General features: G+C 64.4%; 19 protein-coding genes. 2 read left to right on the plus strand and 17 right to left on the minus strand.

Annotated features, from left to right (window positions below):
• Nucleotides 1-84: 84 nt before the first annotated feature.
• On the plus strand, nt 85-807 hold the full coding sequence (locus H6678_09645; protein MCB9474061.1) for a hypothetical protein: 723 nt from the start codon (nt 85-87) through the stop codon (nt 805-807).
• A 51-nt stretch (nt 808-858) separates the two neighbouring features.
• On the opposite strand, the gene H6678_09650 is transcribed toward H6678_09645, so the two are convergent.
• From H6678_09650 to H6678_09665, 4 genes are all read right to left on the minus strand, one after another.
• Nucleotides 859-3,222 carry a hypothetical protein gene (locus tag H6678_09650; GenBank protein MCB9474062.1) on the minus strand — a complete coding sequence of 788 codons (2,364 nt, stop codon included), beginning with the start codon at nt 3,220-3,222 and terminating at the stop codon, nt 859-861.
• A 56-nt stretch (nt 3,223-3,278) separates the two neighbouring features.
• Nucleotides 3,279-3,950, minus strand: a complete 672-nt coding sequence (locus H6678_09655) for a FecR domain-containing protein (GenBank protein ID MCB9474063.1) — start codon at nt 3,948-3,950, stop codon at nt 3,279-3,281.
• A 10-nt stretch (nt 3,951-3,960) separates the two neighbouring features.
• Entirely contained in the window at nt 3,961-5,031 is a 1,071-nt protein-coding gene (locus H6678_09660; GenBank protein ID MCB9474064.1) for a hypothetical protein, read from the minus strand.
• 313 nt (nt 5,032-5,344) lie between these two features.
• Nucleotides 5,345-5,851 (minus strand): flagellar basal body-associated FliL family protein, encoded by a 507-nt coding sequence (locus H6678_09665; GenBank protein ID MCB9474065.1) that lies wholly within the window; start codon nt 5,849-5,851, stop codon nt 5,345-5,347.
• A 175-nt stretch (nt 5,852-6,026) separates the two neighbouring features.
• Here H6678_09665 and H6678_09670 point away from each other — a divergent pair, with 175 nt between their 5' ends.
• Nucleotides 6,027-7,724 (plus strand): hypothetical protein, encoded by a 1,698-nt coding sequence (locus H6678_09670; protein ID MCB9474066.1) that lies wholly within the window; start codon nt 6,027-6,029, stop codon nt 7,722-7,724.
• A 126-nt stretch (nt 7,725-7,850) separates the two neighbouring features.
• Here the strand turns inward: H6678_09670 and H6678_09675 are convergent, their stop codons facing one another.
• From H6678_09675 to yajC, 13 genes are all read right to left on the minus strand, one after another.
• Entirely contained in the window at nt 7,851-9,071 is a 1,221-nt protein-coding gene (locus H6678_09675) for a hypothetical protein (protein MCB9474067.1), read from the minus strand.
• 73 nt (nt 9,072-9,144) lie between these two features.
• Nucleotides 9,145-9,729, minus strand: coding sequence for a hypothetical protein (locus H6678_09680; protein ID MCB9474068.1), 585 nt, complete (start codon nt 9,727-9,729; stop codon nt 9,145-9,147).
• The gene (locus H6678_09685) at nt 9,722-10,033 is read right to left on the minus strand and encodes a pentapeptide repeat-containing protein (GenBank protein MCB9474069.1); all 312 of its coding nucleotides are present in this window, start codon (nt 10,031-10,033) and stop codon (nt 9,722-9,724) included. The genes H6678_09680 and H6678_09685 overlap by 8 nt, the downstream gene beginning before the upstream one ends.
• A complete protein-coding gene (locus H6678_09690) occupies nt 10,030-11,835 on the minus strand; it encodes a Na+:solute symporter (GenBank protein MCB9474070.1) in 1,806 nt (601 codons plus the stop codon). Before H6678_09690 ends, H6678_09685 begins: the two co-directional genes overlap by 4 nt.
• A complete protein-coding gene (locus tag H6678_09695) occupies nt 11,832-13,280 on the minus strand; it encodes a TldD/PmbA family protein (protein ID MCB9474071.1) in 1,449 nt (482 codons plus the stop codon). Before H6678_09695 ends, H6678_09690 begins: the two co-directional genes overlap by 4 nt.
• A 39-nt stretch (nt 13,281-13,319) precedes the next feature.
• Nucleotides 13,320-14,663: a TldD/PmbA family protein gene (locus tag H6678_09700; GenBank protein MCB9474072.1), complete on the minus strand. Its 1,344-nt coding sequence runs from the start codon at nt 14,661-14,663 to the stop codon at nt 13,320-13,322.
• A 168-nt stretch (nt 14,664-14,831) separates the two neighbouring features.
• The gene (locus tag H6678_09705; GenBank protein ID MCB9474073.1) at nt 14,832-16,478 is read right to left on the minus strand and encodes a tetratricopeptide repeat protein; all 1,647 of its coding nucleotides are present in this window, start codon (nt 16,476-16,478) and stop codon (nt 14,832-14,834) included.
• Nucleotides 16,468-17,595 (minus strand): RIP metalloprotease RseP, encoded by a 1,128-nt coding sequence (gene rseP, locus H6678_09710; protein MCB9474074.1) that lies wholly within the window; start codon nt 17,593-17,595, stop codon nt 16,468-16,470. Before rseP ends, H6678_09705 begins: the two co-directional genes overlap by 11 nt.
• A 64-nt stretch (nt 17,596-17,659) precedes the next feature.
• Nucleotides 17,660-18,835 (minus strand): 1-deoxy-D-xylulose-5-phosphate reductoisomerase, encoded by a 1,176-nt coding sequence (locus H6678_09715; protein ID MCB9474075.1) that lies wholly within the window; start codon nt 18,833-18,835, stop codon nt 17,660-17,662.
• Nucleotides 18,835-19,632 carry a hypothetical protein gene (locus tag H6678_09720; protein ID MCB9474076.1) on the minus strand — a complete coding sequence of 266 codons (798 nt, stop codon included), beginning with the start codon at nt 19,630-19,632 and terminating at the stop codon, nt 18,835-18,837. The genes H6678_09715 and H6678_09720 overlap by 1 nt, the downstream gene beginning before the upstream one ends.
• A 105-nt stretch (nt 19,633-19,737) precedes the next feature.
• Nucleotides 19,738-20,715: a methionyl-tRNA formyltransferase gene (locus H6678_09725; GenBank protein ID MCB9474077.1), complete on the minus strand. Its 978-nt coding sequence runs from the start codon at nt 20,713-20,715 to the stop codon at nt 19,738-19,740.
• Complete coding sequence (def, locus tag H6678_09730) at nt 20,702-21,220, minus strand: peptide deformylase (protein MCB9474078.1); 519 nt, start codon at nt 21,218-21,220, stop codon at nt 20,702-20,704. Before def ends, H6678_09725 begins: the two co-directional genes overlap by 14 nt.
• A gap of 25 nt (nt 21,221-21,245) precedes the next feature.
• Complete coding sequence (yajC, locus tag H6678_09735; protein ID MCB9474079.1) at nt 21,246-21,533, minus strand: preprotein translocase subunit YajC; 288 nt, start codon at nt 21,531-21,533, stop codon at nt 21,246-21,248.
• Nucleotides 21,534-21,679 lie beyond the last annotated feature (146 nt).

Consider the following 21,679-nt stretch of genomic DNA (forward strand, 5'->3'; position numbering starts at 1 on the left):
CCGCAAGTCTACATTCGGCAGAGATCACAGGACAGCCCACCGGTCTCCTTTCCGGAAATGAACTCCGGCACGTGTCACGAATACTTGACACGCCTGGCTTCAAGCCTGCTGCGAGGCCAGCATCCTCCGCTGGCACAACGCCTGCTGCAAGGCCAGCAACCTCCGCTGGCGTCATGCCTGCTGCAAGGCCAGCAACCGCCGCTGGCACAACGCCTGCTGCAAGGCCAGCATCCTCCGCTGGCACAACGCCTGCTGCAAGGCCAGCAACCTCCGCTGGCGTCATGCCTGCTGCAAGGCCAGCAACCGCCGCTGGCATCACGCCTGCTGCAAGGCCAGCAACCGCCGCTGGCATCACGCCTGCTGCAAGGCCAGCAACCGCCGCTGGCGTCATGCCTGCTGCAAGACCAGCATCCTCCGCTGGCGTCATGCCTGCTGCAAGGCCAGCAACCGCCGCTGGCATCACGCCTGCTGCAAGGCCAGCACCCTCCGCTGGCGTCATGCCTGCTGCAAGGCCAGCACCCTCCGCTGGCACAACGCCTGCTGCAAGGCCAGCATCCTCCGCTGGCATCACGCCTGCTGCAAGGCCAGCAACCTCCGCTGGCATCATGCCTGCTGCCACGCCAGCACCCTCCGCTGGCACAACGCCTGCTGCAAGGCCAGCAACCTCCGCTGGCATCACGCCTGCTGCAAGGCCAGCAACCTCCGCTGGCACAACGCCTGCTGCAAGGCCAGCAACCTCCGCTGGCGTCACGCCTGCTGCAAGGCCAGCATCCTGGCAGCAAGCCTGCAGTTCGGCGCCGGAAATGAAAAGGGGGCGCTCTGTCCGAGCGCCCCCAAAGAGATGCATGCGATTCGATGTCAGAGAGTCTGGGTCATGCGCAGCACGAAGTGCAGATCCTTGTCGCTCAGGTCGGTGTTGTTGCGCTCGCCGCCGTAGAACTGGAAGTCCAGACGCGACTGCAGACTGAAGCGCGGGAAGGGATTCCAACTGACTTCACCGCCCAGATCGATGCGGGAATAGTCGTCCTTCTGGGAGCTGGTGACCACATTCGTGTCATTGACGATGTCGCGCTTGTCACTCAGACTCTGGATGCTGAAGCGAAGTCCCGTGCTGAGCACCTGGGGACGCCATTCGCGTTCCAGCCCCGCGCGCAGGGTCCACCAGGCGCGCTCGCCGAGAGTGTCGTCGTCGTACTCGTGGGAAAAGGTGCTGATCGACAACCGGGACTTCATGTGCTCATCAATCTCCGTGTTCAGCCCCAGGTTGACCTGGATCGTGCTGAAGGCCAGATCGCGCTTGAGCGGGAGCGAGCCGGGGGCACCATCGACCTGGCCGATATCGTCAATCTTCACCTGACGCTGGATGCTCAGGGAGGCGCGGTGATTCAGTCCAAGCGCCAGCAGATCCTTGCTCACACCCAGCTCCAGCTGGCTCAGGCTCGTGGACAGCTGGTCCTCGTCACGATGGGCCTCGTTGTCCTCGGCGATGTTGGCCAGACTCAGGTTCAGTTTCAGATCCGTCCCGTGGGGATAGTACCCCGCTCCCAGGCGCAGTTCGTGACTGGTGGTCGTTCCCGGACCCAGATCATACTGGCCCTCCAGGTTGTCGTTGGAGAGTGCGTAACCCAAATCCAAGTAGAGTTGCGACTCCATCAGGCGGACACGGTCGGTCAGGCGCAGACGCTGGCGGTCGTTGTCCAGAAAGGCATTGCCCAGGGAAATGTAACTGGGGCCGATGCGCTGGAAGTCCAGCTGGAATTCGTTGCGTGCCACACGGAATCCCAGCCCGGCATCCAGAGCGGCCGAGGAGAAGGGATTGGTGGCGATGTCCATCGGCGAGAGATACTCATTGATGATGATGATGTTCTCGTAGTCCTGGGGATTCAGGTCGATGCCCAGGGTGTCACTCATCAGCTCCGCGGAAACCACACCATCCGTGATGTTGGAATTGTACAGGGACAGTGCTGCTTCCTGGCGCATCCAGAGCCGGCCCTTGAACAGGGACTGCTTCATCCGGGTGCCGATCACGAAGTTGTCCACCGGGCGGATACCAGCTGCCGACGCGTCAATGCTGCCCACGTCGTCGCGCACGGTCATCACGCTCAGTGCCCCGCTGACCGAATTCAGATCGCCGAATCCAATGTCCAGAGCGGTCAGATCCCGCTGGTAGCTGCCGGCGAAACTGGTCACCGCATCGTAGACAGGGTCCAACGCCTGACGCGTGGCACCGGTCACGAAGCCCAGGCGCGCGTACTTGCTGTTCAGGCTCAGGTCCACGCCGCGCACACGGGTTCCGGAGAGCATCAGGTTGCCCACCTGGGGCTGGCGATCGCCCAGACCAACCGAGAGCCACTTGCTGGACACTTCGGCTTCCACTCGGGACTGGGGCTGCAGCACATCGCTCTCGAAATCCAGAGCTGAAAGCAGCACCCTGCCTCGCCAGCGCCAGTCCTGATAACTGCCCTGGGCGCGGAATCCACCGCTGTGATACCGGCTCCAGCTGCTGGTGCGACTGTCCACCCGCTGCATGTTGAATTCTTCGAAGGCCTCGGCCGACCAGTTGCGGGAGGCCAGGGCCACCGCCGCCGCCGTGCTGCCGGTTTCCACGGCGATCCGCTGGGTGGGCAGGGACCGGCCCGTGCGATCCTTGACCCGCAACTCGATCGTGTGAGTTCCCGGTTGCAGGTTGCCCTGCCAGGTCACCAGCCATGAATCGGACACCACGCCCTCGAGGGAGCGTCCGTCCACACGCAATTCCAGCGTTGCCAGATCCAGATCATCCACCTGGGGCGAAAAGGCCAGCAGGACTTCGCCGCCAGGGGTGGTCTCCCCCGCCGAGAGCAGCAGAAAGCTCTCGCCTCCACCGCTGGCCGGATTCAGATTGACGCTGTAGCTGCCGTCTTCAGGCAGGCGTTCCACCATGTCACCGATGGTCAGCTCCACCCAGTACTCCATCCGGATGCCCTGCAGGCGCTGGGCCGGTACGCTGAATTCAATGCTGACCGCGTCCTTGTAGCTTGCATCCAGGGCGGGGCCGCCCTGACCGTCCAGCTCAAGATACAGCCGTGCACTCGCGGGGATGGCCTCGCCGCCCACGCGAGTGAACACAAGCTGGAGCGGCTTGGCGCCGTCCACCTGGGCGGGCACCTGGTGTGTCCAGTCGCTGGCAAGGGCCGTGCCCGCCAGCAGAAACAGAAAACACAGCGAGTTCCAGAACTTCATGGCCTGTCCTTTCCACAAAAGGATCGCGGCGCTCCTGCGCCGCAACCCGGGTCCTGCTACTCGTAATATTCGATGGTCAACATGCTCTGGCGCCCATCCTCATCCTGAAGCGGAATCTGGATGGTGCGCAGTTCCCCGCGTTCCAGATCCTCCGTGTCATCCCCGGTGGCGTCGCGGACTTCCGCTCCATCGTCGTCGGATGAGCCGATGCGCCCCAGGCTCACGTCCACATTCTCGCCGCTTTTCTTGCTGAGCAGGTTCACGACACCCTCTTCCGTGATGACATAGGTCAGCCCGCCTTCGCCGATCCGGGTCCACCAGGCGGTACCCTTCACGGAGGCGACGGAAGTCGGGGTGGCGATGCGCATGCCGGATCCACCGCGACTGACGCGTGTCCAGAGAGTGCCCAGATCCATCTCCACTTCCTTGTCCACCGACCGTCCCTGACGCTGACCGTGAAGCACGATCTGGGTCTCGGGCACCAGCTTGAGCTGGCTCTTGTCGTCGGTGAAGATCAGCACCACACGGCCATCGGTCCCCGTGCGCAGTTTGTCCCCATCATTGAGGCGCATGCCGGTGGTGAGAGCCTCCTCGGCATTGGCCGATGTCACACGCACGGCTTCCCCGGATGCTTTCACCACCAGGGCGATGCTCTCGTTGGCCGCTTGCAGTCCCGATGCCAGCAACAGGGACAGCAGCAAGAGAGGCAGCCCGATTCGTCGCAACATGGTTGATCTCCTATTCCAGCCGAAGTCCGGCCAGGTTGAGTTGCCCGTCGGCGATGTCGTTGAAAATCCGCATCAGAGTGGCACTGTCCACCGGCACGCCGTTGAGCAGGATCGGCCCCGAAAGGCTCAGGCCTTCGAGCAAGGCCATCAGGTCGCCCACCTGACCGTTCATGAATCCATTGAGGAAGCTCAGCAGGGCCTGATACCCCGGGTCCAGGTTGTCGTATCCGGTGCCGCCATCGGGCAGGTACACGAAGGACCAGATCGGGCTGCTCAGGGCGTCGTTGCCCGAGGTGGTGGCCAGCACCGCTTCCACGGTCCAGACATAGGTCCGGCCGGGCACCAGCGGGCGAGCACCGAAGCCATCGCCGTAGGTGGCGGTCGTGGGGGCCATGTTGAAGTGATCCAGCGAGCCCACGCTGGTTCTCCACATGGGATCACCCTCGATGGCCTCTTCGAAACTGCCGTGCACCAGCGGATCGTACTCGGCCACCTTGATCTCGTACTCGCGCGCACGTCCACTCCAGTGGAAGGAGGGGAAGGCGTTGCTCACGGAGCTGCCGTCGCCGGGCAGCTGCAGGCTCAGGCTGAGCGGGGCGCTGATCACGAAGTCATCGCTGCTCTGGAAAGGCTGGCCCGCCAGCATGGCATCGATGCGCAGGGTGTAGACACCGGCGGGCAGCGTGTTGCCGGTGAAGCTCAGCTGATCCACCAGCCCTTCATCGAAATCGGTGGTCCTGAGCCTGATCGTGCCTCCGAAGGTGGCGCTTCTGTTGCGGAAGTCCGACAGCGAATAGGTATACGTGCCGGCCTGTACATTCTCGATTTCCAGATGGGTGTGCAGCAGTTCCACACCGCCCTGGTACTCCAGGAACAGGTCGACCTGATAGTCGCCCGAGGCTTCCACGCGGAAGCCGACTTCGAAGTTGTCGATCTGGCCGCCCTGGGCGAAGGGATCCAGGTCGCCGATGTAGAAGATGTCCAGATTGGGGTAACTCAAGGTCACCTCGATCTGTGCCCGTCCGGGAAGGGCCGCCACAAGCAGCAGCATTCCCAGGCAGAGTGTCTTGAGGGCGTTCATGGGTCCTCCAGCGTGAGTTCATTCTTGCCGGTTCCACCGGTTGCCAAAGCAACCCGGGAGTTCCGGTTTCGGGGATGAAGGTACGACCTGCATGCTGACAAGCTGTGACCGGGGAGGGCGTGCGCATGTGCAGCCCATCACCGGACCGGGAGCGGAGTCCGTTCGGTCCGGGCCCCGCAACGCAGGTCCCGGGCACGGGGCGGGTGGGGGCGCCGGAACCCAACTCCTTTGAAATCAGGACGGGCCAATATAAGAAGGGCGGCCCCATCATGGTGCCGCCCATGTCATTCCGTGAAAAATCGCCCCCCGGGCCTTACTGGCGAATGAAATCGAGGAACAGCACCCGGTCGACGGACCCTTCCGCCAGGAAACTGTTGATGTGCAGCTGCAGGCTGTCGCGCAGGGAGGCACGGTAGCGGATGTCGCCCAGAGTGTCTTCGGGCACATTGCCCAGGTACTCCAGCAGGAAATCGCGGATGAACGGTTCGCGACTGCCCAGTTCCTCCGGCAGCTTCTCGTTGGCCGCATCGTATTCCAGTGCCAGGCTGATCTTGAAGATCCTCCGTCCGCTGGCGCCACGGGGATTGAGAATCAGGTCCTGCATGGTGTAGGTCGCCCCGAAGGTGCCGCCCTCGCCCGCCTTGCCCGAGCCTTTGGACTTTTCCTCCCCTTGGCCCGCCCCATCCCCGTCCACCTGCTCGGTTCCGTCGATCGCCGGATCTGGTCCACTGCCGAAGAGCGCGTTCATGATGAAATAGGACAGCACGATCTGGACCATGAAGACGGCAAGAACGCCGAAGATCAGCAGGAACTTTTTCATGGCCGACAGAACTCCTCGTGAACTGGATCCGTGCGGACGCCGCGGGTTGTGCCCCGACCGGGTGGCGACTGCTGTTCCATCGGCATGAAAGTCCATTTCCTTCAGGACGCGGGCCCGCGGAATGTGCGGCTGTGGCCATTCACTGGTTATCTTTGCCCCAATTCTGGAGAAAACCATGCCCACCGCTTCACCGGGTCTGCCCGAGGACTCGACATTCTGCCCCGATCCAGCGACCCTCCGCGCACGATTTGACGCGCTGAGCGGACTGCCCATGGGTCTGGAGTGCGCCAAGGGGCTGGAATCGGCCCGCCTGGAACTGGACAGGGAGCTGGATGCCGGCCGTGCCGCGCGCTATATCGCCTGGACTCGGCACCTTGCGGACCCCGTGGCCCAGAGGAGTCACCGCCACTGGATGCAGGTCTGCGAGCCGGAAATCCAGGCCTGCCGCAACCGACTGGACCGACAGTTTCTCGAGCATTTCCGCCACTCAGCCCCATCCCGCGCCGCGGAGCGGCTGGTACTGCTGCGTGGGAGGCGGCTGGAATGGGCGCAGGTCAACGCGGATGGCATGCTCCGCGAGGACCTCATCCTCCGCGAGGTGCTGGAGCTGCAGGCCAGGCACCGAGTGCTCCTGCCGGGCGAGACCCTGCCACGCACGCTGCCCCAGGCCGAACAGGAATTGCTTGCGGCTCAGCGCGAGCGCCGCGAACGGGCCTGGCGAGCCATCCATGCCGGCCGCAGGCAGGACGCTGACACTCTGGACACCATGATGGACCGCCTGATCGCGGAGCGCGTGTCCCGGGCCGGTCTGGCCGACCCTGCGGACTGGCCCGCCTGGCGCCACCGCGAGCTCGGACGTGAAGACTGCAGCCTGACCCAGTGCGTCACGCTGCGCCGGGATGTGGCACACTGCCTCCAGCCGCTGATGAGCCAATGGCAGGAACAGCGTCGCCAGGCCCTGTCCCTGAGCGAACTGCGTCCCTGGGATCTGTCCGTGGAACCGGATCAGCACAGCGCCCTGCTTCCCTGGCGCAACGCCGCCGAACTGGTCCAGTTCACACGCCACTGTCTCGCCCGGGTCCATCCTGAAGCCGCGGCTCTGCTGGGCCGGCTTGAAGGCGCGGGCTTGCTGGATCTGGAAAACCGCCCCGGGAAAGCCCCGGGCGCCTACAGTCATCCCCTGCATCACACGGGTCTGAGTTTCATTTTCATGAACGGCACCGGCCACGCCCATGACCTTCAGGTTCTGCTGCACGAGTGCGGGCACGCCCTGCAGACATGGCTCTGCCGTGACCAACCCTGCCTGGAGTTCCTGGAATGCCCGGGCGAGTCCGCCGAGCTGGCCGCCTTCGGACTTGAGCTGCTCTGCCTGGAACACGCGCGCACGCTCTGGCCCCATGCCAGCGATGCACGGAGCTGGCGGCGCAGGGTCCTGCGCCGGGCGCTGGAATCCGTGGCCTGGTGCCTGGCCCTGGATGAGTTCCAGGACGCATTGTATACCCGGGCACCGCTGAGTGCTGACTCACGCGCCCAGTACTTCCGCACCGTGCACGAGAAATTCATGGGCACCGGGGTGGCCTGGCGTGGACTCGAGACCGAACAGGGTCTGCTCTGGCAGCAGCACCTGCAGTTGTTCACCCAGCCCTTCGCACACACCGAGTACGCCATCGCGCAACTGGGCGCGCTGCAGCTCTGGGAGCGCAGCATGGATGATCGGGAGGCAGCCATCGCCGATTGGTGTGCCGCGCTGGCACTGGGCAATTCGCGCAGCCCGTCCGAGGTATACGCGCGCGCCGGAGTGAGTCTGCTGCCGGATCGGGCACTGCTGGAACGGATTGTGGCACGGGTGAGCGAGGAACTGGCCCGCGAGTGATTCCAGCTTCGGTCGACCGAAAGTCCGGAACGGCACACGATTCAGGCCGCCGGAATCTCCCGTCGTTGACCCAGCCGGTCGACTGCCGGATTCAGGACACCAGCGGTCGTTGTGGCACAACGGGTTTCAATTGAACCAGATGGCGTAGAGCATCATGTTGCCAGCGGCGGATTTTCTGAAGTTTCGCAGGGCTGCCCGGTCCAGCAGCTCACCTTCTTCCAGAAACGGGACAGCCCCGGAGCCCTGGATCCAGAGAATCGGATCCATGTCCCCCGGATTTTCCAGCAGCCTGCACAGATTGACACCCACGCCGGTCTTCGAGTCCTTCCCGCGAGCCATGCGCCAGTAAGGGATCAGCTTCTGCCCGTCCAGAATCGCATCGAACTCGTCAAGAACCACCTGCCAGTTCTGTGCGACATCCTTCTGGACTGGCACGCCGATCGCGGCACTCTGCCGTGAATTCGGCAGCCATTCCAGCACATCGTCAGTTTCCTGCTCGACGTCCTGCCAGAAGAGCCTGTTGTGCCGGACCATCTCCTTGAAGTGTACCCGTGCCGACCGTGTCCTGGTTCTGTCGGGAACACCTCGCAATGCGAGGACCAGGGATGTCAGCGTCTCCAGAAAGTTCTCGTCACGCGAGATCCCGAGTGGGGCCAGCGGCCCAAGTGCTTCCATGGCCGAGCGGCCTTCCCGGACTTGCTGCAATGCGGGTGTCGTGTCAATCGAGAGCACCAGCTCGGCACACCCGGACAGCAGGTGGATGTAGGCACACAACCACTGTGCATCCGCACGATCGAACTGGATCGTGCCTTCGAAGGGCGTGCTGCCACTCCGTCGGACGGTCCGCACCAGATCCAGCAGCCCCTCCCACTCGTCGCGCACTCCATCCTTGTCCACATCCAGCCAGATGTCCCGCATGTCCACCTGGATCGTGAACTTCTTTCCGAGTGAAGTCTGCAGGGACGTCTCAGCCGCGGAAAGCAGAATCAGTGCACCGGACATCGCCTGATCGAGAAACTCGGGATGGAACACAGCCTTGGGGTTTTCCGGCAGACTGGCACTCATTCCCGGAATCATCCGGAAAGTTGTCGGCGAATTCTGATAGCGCACCTGAAGCATGTATTCCAGCGAACGCAGAAAGCGCACGCCACCGAGCATGAACCCGATTCCGGGGGTTTGGGTCATGCCCTGCAGCACGTCCTCGGACGCCGCGAGGCCCTTGTCTCGCAACTCGGTTTCCCAGGAGAGACCCGGGGCGCCGGGAGTCCTTCCGGGCGCCGCAGGCGCGACCGCCATGGTCATGCAGAGCAACACAGAAGCCAGCAGGCAGCGCGCGCGTCGATTCATTCAACTGTTCCCCGTGGATGGTGAGCAAGCGGGCGATGGCTGGACGGCGGGCCGCGGCGAGTGCGGGCCGGGATCAGACGGACCAGCCTTCGAAGGGTTGTGTGACAAGTGCCGAATTGGAGTAGCGCAGGTCCGCAGTAATCTCGTCGCCCAGCCAATGTGGACGTTCGGGCAGCTCCAGTCCCGCCGGAAGTTCCAGTTCGGCCAGCAGCAGGCCTTTGTTCTGGCCCAGGAACAGATCCAGCTCCCAGCAGAACTCGCCGGCAGTAATCCGGGCCCGCAGTTTGTGGATCTCCGGTTTCAGCGCCAGCTCTTCCAGAATCGTCCCGGCCTGGGCGGGGTCCAGCGGCAGTTCCCACTCCCGGCGCACCAGTTGCTTGTCCTCCACGGTGCTCAGTCCTTTGAGAGTGAGCCAGGCCTCACGCCAGGGGCCTGCTTTCGGCAGTTCCTCGCCCAGCAGGGTGGTCAGAAACGCGGAGACGGCCAACGGACGTGCGAGTCGCACCCGGATGGTGCGCTGCGGATCCAGCCCCAGGTAGGCCTGGCGCAATTCCATCACGGACTCGGGCACTGTGTCACGCAGGTATGCGGTCAGCGGGTCCGGCTTCAGCAGAAAGCGCCGCTCCCGTTCGAAGGGCCCGGAGGCCGTGTCAGACATCCGTGCCGTCCGGATCGAAGAGGGTGCCGGAGGAAGCCCCGCGTGAGCCGCCACGTTTGCGGTTGGCTGGCTCCGTCAACGGGGCATCCGGTCTGCTGCCGTGTGCGCGCCAGCAGGCCAGCAGCTGCTCCAGCCCGATGCCGTCGAGGGTGGCCCCCTCGATCCGGCAGTTCTCGATGCGGACATCGCGCAGGTCGCACCCACTGATCTGGCTCTCGCGCAGATCGCTGTCCTGGAAGTGGGCCTTGTTCAGCCGACTGTCCAGCACCAGGATCTCGGGGGCCGAGGTATGCAGGAAGTTCATTGTCCCTCCTTGCCGGTGGTGTTGCCGGCCATGGACTGGAATCCCTTGCCGGAATCGTGTTCCCTGCGCAGCAACCAGATTCCCGCAAGGGCGGTCAGCAGCAGCAGGCTCGACTGGCCCGGGCGCTGCAGCAGGAAGGAGCCGATCGAGAAGGTCATGCCGTAGACCAGCATCACGCCTCCCAACCAGCGCGGCAGAATGCCGCCCAGCACATTGTCGGGGCTGGCCACCGTGTAGGGGCCCCAGGCACCGCCCGGGCGGACCCGGGCCACGAAGGCCTTGAGCGTCGCTTCCGGCTCGGGTCGGGTCAGCAGGGTCACCGTGAGCCAGACGATGATCGACAGGGGCACCACGATCAGCGCCTTGTGCGCGCTGCCCAGCGGTTGCCCGAAGAGACTGGCCGTGCTGGCGAAGAGGTGATACTCGCCGGGGGCGCTCTGGGCCCAGGCCAGCACTTCCAGACCAATGGTCACGAGAATCGAGGTGGCCAGTGCCGAGAGCTCCGACCAGGCATTGATCCTCCACCAGAACCAGCGCAGGATCAGCACCAGCCCGATGCCCGCCCCGGTGGCCCAGATGAAGACCCAGGCTTTCTCGATGCTGGTCATGTAACCCGAGATGACCGCCGCGGTGCAGATCAGCACCAGAATCGTGATCCGGCTGACCCAGACATAGTGTGTCTCGCTGGCCACGGGCCGAATGAAGCGCCGGTAGACGTCGTGCACGATGTAACTGGCGCCCCAGTTGAGGTGGGTGTCGATGGTGGACATGAAGGCCGCGAGGAAACTGGTGACCAGCAGACCTTTCAGCCCCGAATGCAACACCTGGTTCAGCACCATCGGGTAGGCCTGCTTGTGATCCTGGAGCGCGGGAAAGAGCACCAGCGAGACCAGGGCCACGATCACCCAGGGCCAGACCCGCAGCGCGTAGTTGGCCACGGTGAACCAGAGGGTGGCTTTGAAGGCATCACGTTCGTCACGGCAGGCGGACATGCGCTGAATGATGTAACCACCCCCGTCCGCATTGTGGCTGGACCACCACATCACCGTGATGAAGACCATGAAGCTGAAGAAGTTGGTCGAGAGGAACCCGCCGCTTCCCGCATCCAGCGGGGGCACCAGCGCCAGCAGGTGGGCCGGGGCCTCGGGCACTTCCTGCAGCTTTGCCAGCAGCGACTCCATGCCGCCCACGGACTTGACCGCCAGCACCGCCAGGATCACACTGCCCGACATGGCGATCAGGAACTGCACCAGGTCGGTGATGACCACGCCGTAGAACCCGGAGAGCACGGTGTAGACCACTGTGATGGCCACCAGAGTCCAGGTGACCAGCGCGGGTGGATATCCGGTGAGCACCGTGATGACCGTGGACATGCCATTGATCACCCAGCCCATCACGATGAAGTTGTAGAACACCGCGAACCAGCAGGCCTTGAAGCCTCGCAGGAAGGCGGCCGGGCGGCCGCTGTAGCGGATTTCGATCAGTTCGTTGTCGGTCAGAACCTCGGCGCGCCGCCAGAGCCGGCTGAAGAGGAAGACTCCCAGCAGTCCTCCCATGGCGATGTTCCACCACCACCAGTTCTTCCAGATGCCGCCCGTGCGCACCATTTCGGTGATTGCCAGCGGGGTGTCCGCAGCGAAGGTGGTGGCCACCATCGAGGTGCCGATGACCCACCAGGGAAGGCTGCGCCCACCCAGAAAAAAGGCCGAGGTCGAGGCCTCGCCCTTCTTGCGCAGCAGCAGGCCGACACCCAGCGCGAAGACCAGGTAAAGCCCGACGATGCCCCAATCCAGTGGACTCACGAGGTTTTGATTCCCACCTGGATCCCGCGGAAGCGGGCAGGCGAACTGCCGTGGGACATGTGTGCGGTCTGGCCGGGCTGCCCCTTGCCGCAGTTGGCCACGCCCATCAGTTGCCAGAGCTCGGGGCCGCAGATTCCGTCGCAGGCACCCCAGAACTGGGGAGTCATGCCCTGATAGGTGGGGTTGCGAACCAGACCCGTGATGCGTCCCTTCTGCACGCGCCAGCCGATCTCACAACCGAACTGGAAGTTGAGCCGGCGCTGGTCGATGCTCCAGCTGTTGTTGCTGTCCATGATCACACCGTCATCCACGCCGGCCACCAGGTCATCCCAGCTGCTGGCGCCGGGCATCAGGCTCAGATTGTTGATGCGCACGATGGGAATGTCGCCCCAGGTCTCGGCGCGGTTGCAGCCGCGGCTGCCGCCCTCTTCGATCGTGTGTGCCAGTTCGCGGTTGGTCATGTATCCCTTGAGGATGCCCTGCTGCACGATGGGCCAGCGCTGCTGGCGCACGCCATCGTCATCGTAGCCACGGGTGGCCAGACCACCGGGCACGGTTCCATCGGCCACCAGGTTCACGAGCGGGCTGCCGTAACGGAAGTTGCCCAGCTTCTCGGTGGTGGCGAAACTGGTGCCCGCGTAATTGGCTTCGTACCCAAGCACACGGTCCAGCTCGGTGGCGTGACCCACGCTTTCGTGAATCTGCAGCACAAGCTGGGCCGGCTTGAGGATCAGGTCCATGGTCCCGCTGGGACACAGGGGTGCCGAGAGCAGGGCGACCGCCTCCTCCGCCACGCGGGCCGAATTTCCCGGCAGGTCCATGGACTCGATCAGCTCCCAGCCCAGGCTCATCCACTGACCGCCGTGCGACATGGGGTAACTGCGGGTCTGGCTGTCGCAACCATCGGTGGCCGTGGCCGAAATGCCCGCACCGCTGCGGATCAGTTCCTGATCCAGATCCAGCCCCTCGCTGGACATCAGCCGGATGCGCTCGCGCACGAAACGCAGGCTGCCTGAAGCGACCTTGACGCGCGGGTCGCGCCGCAGTTCCGCATCACACGCCAACAGCAGGGCCAGCCGCTGTTCCAGCGGGACACTGAAGGGATCCCGCTGCACGGGAGTCTGCCAGAAATCCTGCCAGGCCGGTTCCGGGGCCAGACGCACGGACTGGCTGTTCACGCTGGCGCTGGCCCGGGCGATGGCCACGGCCTCGCGCGCACAACGGATCACGGACTCCCGGTCCAGGTGGCTGGTGGCCGCGAAGCCCCAGGCTCCCTTGGCGAGCACGCGCACTCCCAGTCCCTGGTCGCGGTTGTCCCAGAGCGAGGAGGTTTCCCCGTTGCGCATCTGCACGCCCTGGGTCCAGGTGTCCAGCAGGCGTGCATCCGCGTAATCGACTCCCGCCTGGCTGGCGGCGTCCAGCGCCCATTCACCGATCTGCTTCATCGCGGCCGTCCTGTCTTGGATGGCGAGCCTGCGGCCCGCTCAGAAACTGCTTGCACTGCTGAAATTGAACTCACGGACCCGCAGACCGGGCACCACGGCTCCTCCGCCGAAGGTGCGGGACTGCAGCACCTGGTCGCGGCTGAGCGCCTCGATGTTGCGGAAGAAATCGAAGAGGCTCACGGTCCAGCGCAGATTGTGCACCGGCTCGGCCAGCTTGCCGTTGCGGATGCGGAACACGCCGTCTCGCGTCATGCCCGTGATGGTCAGGGTCATGGGATCCACGACGTTGGTGTAGTGGAAGTGTGTCACGTACAATCCATCGGTCGTGCCGGCGATCAGTTCGTCCATGCTTTGCTGACCGGGTTCGAGCACCAGATTCTCGGGCCAGGGGCCACTGCCGTTGGGACGGGCATGCCCATGCCCCGTACTGGTCTCGCCCGCTTCACGTGCGGTTCCCAGATCGAAGACCGGCTGGATGAAGACTCCCCGTTCCACGAGAGGCACACGGCGCCGGGCGACACCTTCCAGATCGAAGGGGCGCCCATTGAGCAGGGGGTGGGACCAGTCATCGCGCAGGCTCACGTTCTCGCCGAAAAGCTGCTGGCCGCGTTTTCCGCTGAGTGCACTGGTGCCGTCCAGAAAGGCCCGTGCGCCAAAGCCCATCCAGGCCAGAAACTGCACCATGTCGGTGACGGCCGCGGGCGGCAGGACCACAGTCCAGCGTCCCGCGTCGATGGGCACCGGCTTCTGGGCCCGGGCACAGATCGACGCCGCCTCCCGGGTCACCGCATCCACGTTCAGCTGATTCACGGCCGTGTGCTGTTCTTCGGCCCAGCCACTGCCATCGGGTGTCTGCATGGTCACCGAGAACACGGCCGTGCTGCTGTGCGAGTGGCAGTAGAGGCCCGCGGAATTGGCCATCGCCAGCTCGGCCTGAGCCGTGCTGAAGATGCCGCTGCTTTCGAATCCCCGTTCCCTGGCCAGCTCGAAGGTACCGCCCAGTGCGGCGGCCTTCTGTTCCGGGGTGTGGTTCAAGGTGCCTTCGTCCGTGTTCTCGTGAGTGGGCGTCTCACAGCTGGAGCGCAGGATCTGGAGATCCTTGCAGGGCGAACCGGCGCGCGCCGCATCCAGGGCCGTGCGTTGCAGGCGCTGGAGGCTGTCGCCGTCGAAGTGGTTGCAACTGGCGCTGCCCAGTCGGTCCCCGTCCTGCACCACCAGGCGCAGCACTCCGTCCTCGCGGGCCAGATTCTGCTGGATGCTGTTGTTGGCGAAGCGTGACAGGCGGCGGGCATCGGACCAGAACAGCGCCTCGGCGGGCATTCCGGCCGGCAGCCCCGACAGGCAGGCATCCAGCAGCTTCTGCACGTTCAGGTGTGCGCTCATGGGTTCCTCGGTTTCATGGCGGCAGTCACGGGCTTGGTGCTGCCGGACAGGTTCGGATTGCCGGTCGGCTGACGGGAGTCGGGCGCGCGGTTCAAGCTGCTTGCGCGGCCACTCGCCCGCCGTGACCGGCGTTCAAGGTAGAAAAACAGAGGACCGCTTTCCCCAGGATCAGGGCTCGTCGAGGGCGTCAAGCCGCAGGCGCAGCCGGCCATTGTCGGGCTGCAGTCCCAGGGCCTCACGCCAGACCTGCCGAACCAGAGCGTGTTGCCCCAGGGCGAGGTAGAGCTCACCCAGGTGTTCCAGGATCTCGGGGTCAGCGGGACTGAGCTCGCGTGCCCTTTCGAGAGACACGCGCGCCTGCTCGGGCTCACCCAGTTTGAGCTGGATCCAGCCCAGGGTATCGAGGTAGAAGGGCGAGTCGGGATCACTGGACAGCGCCTGACGCACCATGAGTTCGGCCCGGGGCAGGTCGTGATCCATCTGGGCCATCAGGTAGGCCGTGTTGTTCAGCAGCATCGGCCGGCTGCGATCGCCAAACAGGCGCACGGCCTCCATGCTCAGTGCCAGGGCCGCGTCCCGTTCGCCCATTTCCTGCAGCAGGTTGCCATAGTCGATCCAGAAGGACTGCTGGGCCGGAAAGGCTTCCACCAGGGCGGCCCGCAGGGGAGCGGCCTCGCGCAGGCGCCCCAGTTGCTGCAGACAGAAGGCCAGCGGGTCCAGAATATCGGGGTGGCCGGGAAAGAGACGCGAGGCCGACTGGAATGAATCCAGCGCGGGCTGCCAGGCCGCCAGGGTCAGATGGATGTGGCCCTGCAGCACAAGTGCGTCCACCTGGAGTGAATCACGCTCCAGGCAGCTCGCAAGGCTTGCCAGCGCCGGATCCGGTTGATCCAGCAGCCAATGCAGACGCGCCTTGGCCAGCAATGCGGGTGCATCGTCGCGCATGGGGCTGTGATCCAGCAAGGTCAGCGCCCGCAGGCCCGAATCGTGAATCAGTGTGCTGTCCGCGGAGGCGCCGGGATTGCTCAGCCGCACCCACTGCAACAGGTCCGTCCAGGCATCTGGCGGCACATCGCGCGAGCCCAGCATGCGTTCGAGGTGTGCCCAGGCCGAGTCCAGTCGGCCGTGTGCCAGATCCTGACGCAGGCGCAGTTCGGCTCCTTCGTGGGCGGGCAGGCTGGCCAGTCCGCGGTCGAAGAAAGCGCTTCGGCCGCCGCGTTCCATGACCGAAAGCCAGTCCAGAGCCAGCTCGCGGGCCCGGCCGGTGAAGGGCGCGGATTCTCTGTTGCGCCATTCCAGCAACTGGATCCAGTCCTCATCGTTGAGTTGGTTCCAGTCCGAGAGTGCGTCCAGTCGCTTCCAGGCCTTGGCGGTGTCGCCGTGTTTCAGTTCGCCCCGGATCCGGATGTCGGTGAATGAGCTGTCGGGCAGGCTGGCCAGAGCGTCGTCCAGACCGCGCAGCGACCGGCGGTCGAGCTGGCTCTCGAGCCAGAGCGACAGAATGGCCGTGTCATCGTTGCGGTACTGCAGGGTCCACGGCCCCAGCACGCTCAGGGCTTCCGCTGAGCCGCCCATCAGGGCCAGTTCGCGCAGTGCATCGGCAGCGAAGACCAGACTGGGGTCGGCCCGCAGGAGGTCGGCAAACTGGCTGAGAGCGCGTTGCTGGTCGCCCGAGAACTCCGCGAGAATCGCGGAGACGGCGATGCGGTCCAGGCGGGAATCGGCGTCGGGGGTCCAGGGAACGGCGGCCAGACAGGGTACCAGCCACATCAACAGAACATACAGGGGTCCTCTGAACCGACTCTCAGTGCCCACTGCTGTCCCCCGGAGCAGGGGCCATTTCCTCCGTGGTGGGTGTCTCACCGAAGGTCCCGCCCCCCAGCATGCGCTGGATGTCGTTCTTCATGATGAAGACCATCAGCAGCAGCAGCAGCAGCACGCCGGCCTGGTTGATCCAGAGCTTGAGACGCGTGGGCAGCGGGCGGCCGATCACGCTCTCGATGAGAATGTAGACCAGGTGACCCCCATCCAGCACGGGAAAGGGCAGGATGTTCATGAAACCGATGTGTACCGAAATGAAGGCGATGAAACTGAGAAAGGCTTCCAGCCCGCTGCGTACCACGGTGCCGGACATCTGGGCAATGAAGATCGGCCCGCCCACCTCGCGCAGACTGGCCTGGCCACTGATCAGGGAACGCAAGGTACTCCAGGCCATCTCGATCACGCGGCCGGTCTGGCGCAGCCCCAGTGCGGGGGCATCACTCAGGCTCACGGATTCGCGCATCATGCTCTGCTGGATTCCCACCCGCCCCACGCGGCCCAGAGTTTCGTCAAAATCTTCCAGGGGAGTCAGGCTCACGCTCAGCGTACTGCCATCGCGCTCCAGTTCCAGCTGCAGCTCCTGACCGGCGCTGTTGCGGATGATGCGTTCCATTTCCTGCCAGCTGGACACGACGGTGCCGTCGATGCTCAGCACACGGTCTCCTGGCTGCAATCCAGCCTGAGCCGCGGGGTAGCCCTGGTACACGGCTGACATCACCGCATCGTCCGAAGGGACCTGATTGCCCCAGAACAGGAAGATGCCGCTGTAGATCACCACGGCCAGCACCATGTTCATGATCACACCGGCACTGATCACGAATGCCTTCTGCAGTGCGGACTTGGACATGAACTCGTCGTCGGCACCGGTCAGGCTGGTACTGCCGTCGAAGTTCTCATCAATGATGCCGGCCATCTTGACGTAGCCGCCGAGCGGAATCCAGGCCAGCACGAACTCGGTGCCGCGCCAGTGGAAACTGCGGATCCGGGGGCCGAAACCGATGGAAAAGGTGTCCACCCGGATGCCGCACATCCGGGCCGCGATGTAATGGCCCGCCTCGTGCACCAGGATGATCACGGCAATGACGACGATGAACGATGCGAGTGTCAGCATCCGGTAGTTCCAGAAATGGACCAGTTCGCGGCAGCGCATACCTTCGGTTGCGCTCTCCCCCTTGTCAGCAAACCGCCTTCAACACGCTTTCCCGGGTGTCCCGATCCAGCGCGATCAGCTCGTCGAGGCTCTCGGCCCGTCCCTGCCATGCGGAAAGGGCCGATTCAACCTGGCGGTAGATGCCCGAGAAGGACAGTTTTCCCGCCAGAAACAGTTCCACGGCCGCCTCGTTGGCCGCATTCATCACGCAGGGTGCACCACGCCCCTGCCGAAGCGCTGCCCTTGCCAGCGGCAGGGCGCGGAATTTCACGTCATCGACAGCTTCGAAACTGAGAGCTCCAAGCCGGACCCAGTCCACGGTTTCCATGTCCAGTTCCAGGTGTTCCGGGTAACTCAGAGCATACTGGATGGGAATCCTCATATCGGGGAGTCCCAACTGCGCCTTGACGCTGCGATCGCGGAACTCGACCATCGAATGCACGATCGACTGCGGATGGATCAGCACGTCAATTTGATCCTCGGGCAGATCATACAGCCAGCGGGCTTCGATGACTTCAAGCGCCTTGTTCATCATGGTGGCGCTGTCCACCGTGATCTTGGCGCCCATCTCCCAGGTGGGATGGCGCAGAGCCTGCTCGCGGGTTGCGCTGTTGAACTCTTCCAGGGTGGACTGCCTGAAGGGTCCACCCGATGCGGTCAGGATCAGGCGGCGCACCTCGTGCATGTTCTCGCCACGCAGGCACTGCAGGATGGCGCTGTGCTCGCTGTCGATGGGCAGGCAGTGCAGGCCACGCTGGCGCACTTCCTTCATGACCAGCTCACCGGCCGTGACCAGAGGTTCCTTGTTGGCGAAACAGATCCGGCGGCCGGCCTTGATCGCGCTCATCAGCGGTTCCAGCCCCCGGGTGCCCACGATCGCCAGCACCAGGGTATCGCAGCCCTCGCGGGCCGGCAGGTCGACCAGGTCACGGCGGCCGCTGAGCACCTCGATGCCCGTGCCCTCAAGCGCGGCTCGCACATCCTTGAAAAAGGCCTCGCCGATATGAACCCAGCGTGGCCGCACCTCGCGGGCCTGCTCCGCCAGCCGTTGCCAGCTTGAATGCGCGGTCAGCCCCACCAACCGGAACCGGTCTGGATGACGCCGGACCACCTTGAGCGTGCTCTCGCCGATGGACCCGGTGGACCCGATCAGCAGCAGGTTTTCCGGCTCCCGCACTCCGCCCTGTTCCACACTCACCATCAAAGAATGCTGAGGATCAGGCCAAGGGACATGCTGTTGTAGTCACCCATGCCGTATTCACCGTTGATCTTCAGCGTGGGCAGCGGGGTCACGTTGACGCCCAGATTCAGGCGGGAGACCTTGCCGTCCAGTTCCTCATGAATCCCGATGCCGTCGACTCCCTCCTGCGGAACGAAGGTATAGTCGAAGGTGCCGGTCATGGTGCCCGTGGAATAGCCGCCATAGAACTCGACGAGCGGCAGTTTCTTGGAGACGATCAGATCCCAGGTCATGCCCTTGGTGTCAATCGACTCGCCCAGCTTGAACTGGCTGTAGTTGGCCTGCAGGGCGATCCGGGGCATCACGAAGGGGATGTGGAAGATTTCATTGGCTTCCCAGCGCAGGCTTCCGCCGTAGAGCGTCACGTCGCCCACGTCTTCGTTGAGCTGCATCTTCATCAGGCGCGCGCCCACCTGGAAGCCCTTGACCAGACCCTTGTTGGCGGTCAGCATGGGCAGACCGATCACATCGACGGGTGTGTCACTCAGGATGCCCAGCTGGTCGCCACTGGTCAGCAGCACCAGGGGCATGCGCAGGCCGACGTCGAAACCCGCCAATCCGTGGGACTTGCCGGTGTGATAGGTTCCCGAACTGGCCAACAGGGCACTGGCATCCACGAGGGGCTGGAAGTAGGCCCGCCGGATCTCGCTGCTCTGGTCACCGATGTCCTGCAGCAGATCTTCGAAGGACTGGGCAAGGCTGGCCGTGGCCGTGCCCAGCAACAGCAGGGCAACCGCACTCAGGGAAACGGAACGCATGATCGAACCTCCAGCTTCGGCTGTGTCGCCCGCGTCGGCGGGCGAGCGATGATCCGCAATCCAGCGGACAGGACATCCGGGACCCGGACATCCCGGGTCGAAATCTCATTCGACGGGCAGCAAGCGCTCGCCCGGCAATGGACGGGCACCGTTGAGCCAGGCAGATGCTTCCTGCGGCCCCTTTCCCTCGGGCTTGAGCAGCAGGCATTCCAGCAGCCCGTCGCCACAGACAATGGCCAGACCACCACTGGCCAGCAGCACCAGTTCTCCGGGCAGGCAGCCCTGCGGGACTGTTTCATCGGTCCTGCGGGTGGCCAGAATCTGCAGCCGTCGGCCTCGGAACTGACACTGGGCACCCGGAGCGGGAGCCAGTGCGCGGATGCGGTCGTGCAGGCCCTGCAGCGGACGGCTGAAGTCGAGCCGACGTGTGCGAGGCCCCAGTTTCGGAGCACGTCGCAAGCCATCTCGCTGTGCCTGGGGCTTACCCGTGAGGGTGCCGGCATCCAGACCGTCCATGGTGGCCCGCAACAGCTGGGCCCCCGCGTGCATCATCCGGTCGTGGAGCTGGCCTCCGGTCTCGTCGGGGCCGATCTCAATCTCCTTCTGCATCAGCAGTGGACCCGTGTCGACCCCCGGACTGAGCAGGAATGTGCTCAACCCACTGCGGGAACACCCCGCCATGATCGCCCGCTGGATGGGCGCCGCCCCACGGAAGTCGGGCAGCAGGCTGGCGTGCAGGTTGACGGCCCCTCGCCCCGGCAGGGCCAGAACGCTCGCGGGAAGCAGCCGATAGGCCACCACCACGAACCAGGGCGCGTCCACCGCCTTCAGTCGCTCGTGCAGGCCCGGGTCTTCCAGATCGACGGGCGTCTCCAGCGCAAGCCCCCGTTCCCGGGCGAAGGCGCTGATCTCGGTGGGTCGGGACCCCCGTCCGCGCCCCGCCGGCCGATCGGGCTGACTGAGGACCAGTGGCACGTCCCAGCCATCCTCGAGCAGGGCCTGCAGGCAGGGCAAGGCGAATCCGGGGCTGCCCATGAAAACAAGACGGCGCCCTCGGGCGCCGGTGCCATCATTTGCCACCACGACCCTGCAACTCCTGGAGACGCTGGATCGCGGGCTGCAATGCGGCCCTCTCCTCGGGAGCCAGATAGTCAATGAACAGCTTGCCGTCGAGGTGATCGATCTCGTGCTGGAGGACGCGGGCTTCCAGTTCGTCGAACCAGGCCTTGCGTTCGCTGCCGTCCACATCCTGCCAGCGCAACTGGATGCGCGCCGGGCGATCCACGTCGGCCCGGATGCCGGGAATGCTCAGGCAGCCTTCTTCCATCCGGCAGCGGTCGCGCGTGGCGAGGACTTCGGGATTGATGAAGGCGGCCAGTTTGATCGACTCATCTTCCATGGGGATGCCCAGCACGAGCAGGCGCTGTTCGAGACCGATCTGGGGCGCGGCAAGGCCGATGCCATCGGCTTCGAGCATGGTCTCGTACATGTCGTGGACCAGATCCTTCAGCCCGTCGTCGAAGGTCTCGACCGGGCGCGCGGGCCTGCGAAGGACCGGGTCTCCCAGGATGTGGATGTTCAGGGTCATGGGACTCCCCGGATTTTCCATGGATTCAGGCGTTTTTCTTGCGGGCGACCGCGTTGCGGTCCAGATCCACCACGGTGTTCTCGGCGATCTTGACCTGCAGGCTGTCTTCCTTCACGGACTTGATCACACCGTGCACACCACCGGTGGTCACGATCTGGTCTCCCGAGGTGAGGGACTGCTGCATGGCGGCATGTTCTTTCTGCCGCTTCATCTGGGGTCGAATGATCAGCAGATAGAAGATCGCGATCATCACGACGAAAGGCAGGAAGGCCATCAGGCCGCCTCCCTGGGGGGCTTGGGCAATCAGGGGCATCGGTGGTCTCCGCTCTGCGGTGCCGGATGCCATTCATCCAGCACGGTTGCAAGGGCCGAAGATACAACACGAAGGGTAAAATACCGGAGGATGGAGGTGGACCCGGGGATCAGAAAGTGTCCAGAAAACACTCCCTTCAGTGCGAT

It is taken from the genome of Candidatus Delongbacteria bacterium, assembly GCA_020634015.1.
GTDB lineage: Bacteria > CAIWAD01 > CAIWAD01 > CAIWAD01 > CAIWAD01 > JACKCN01.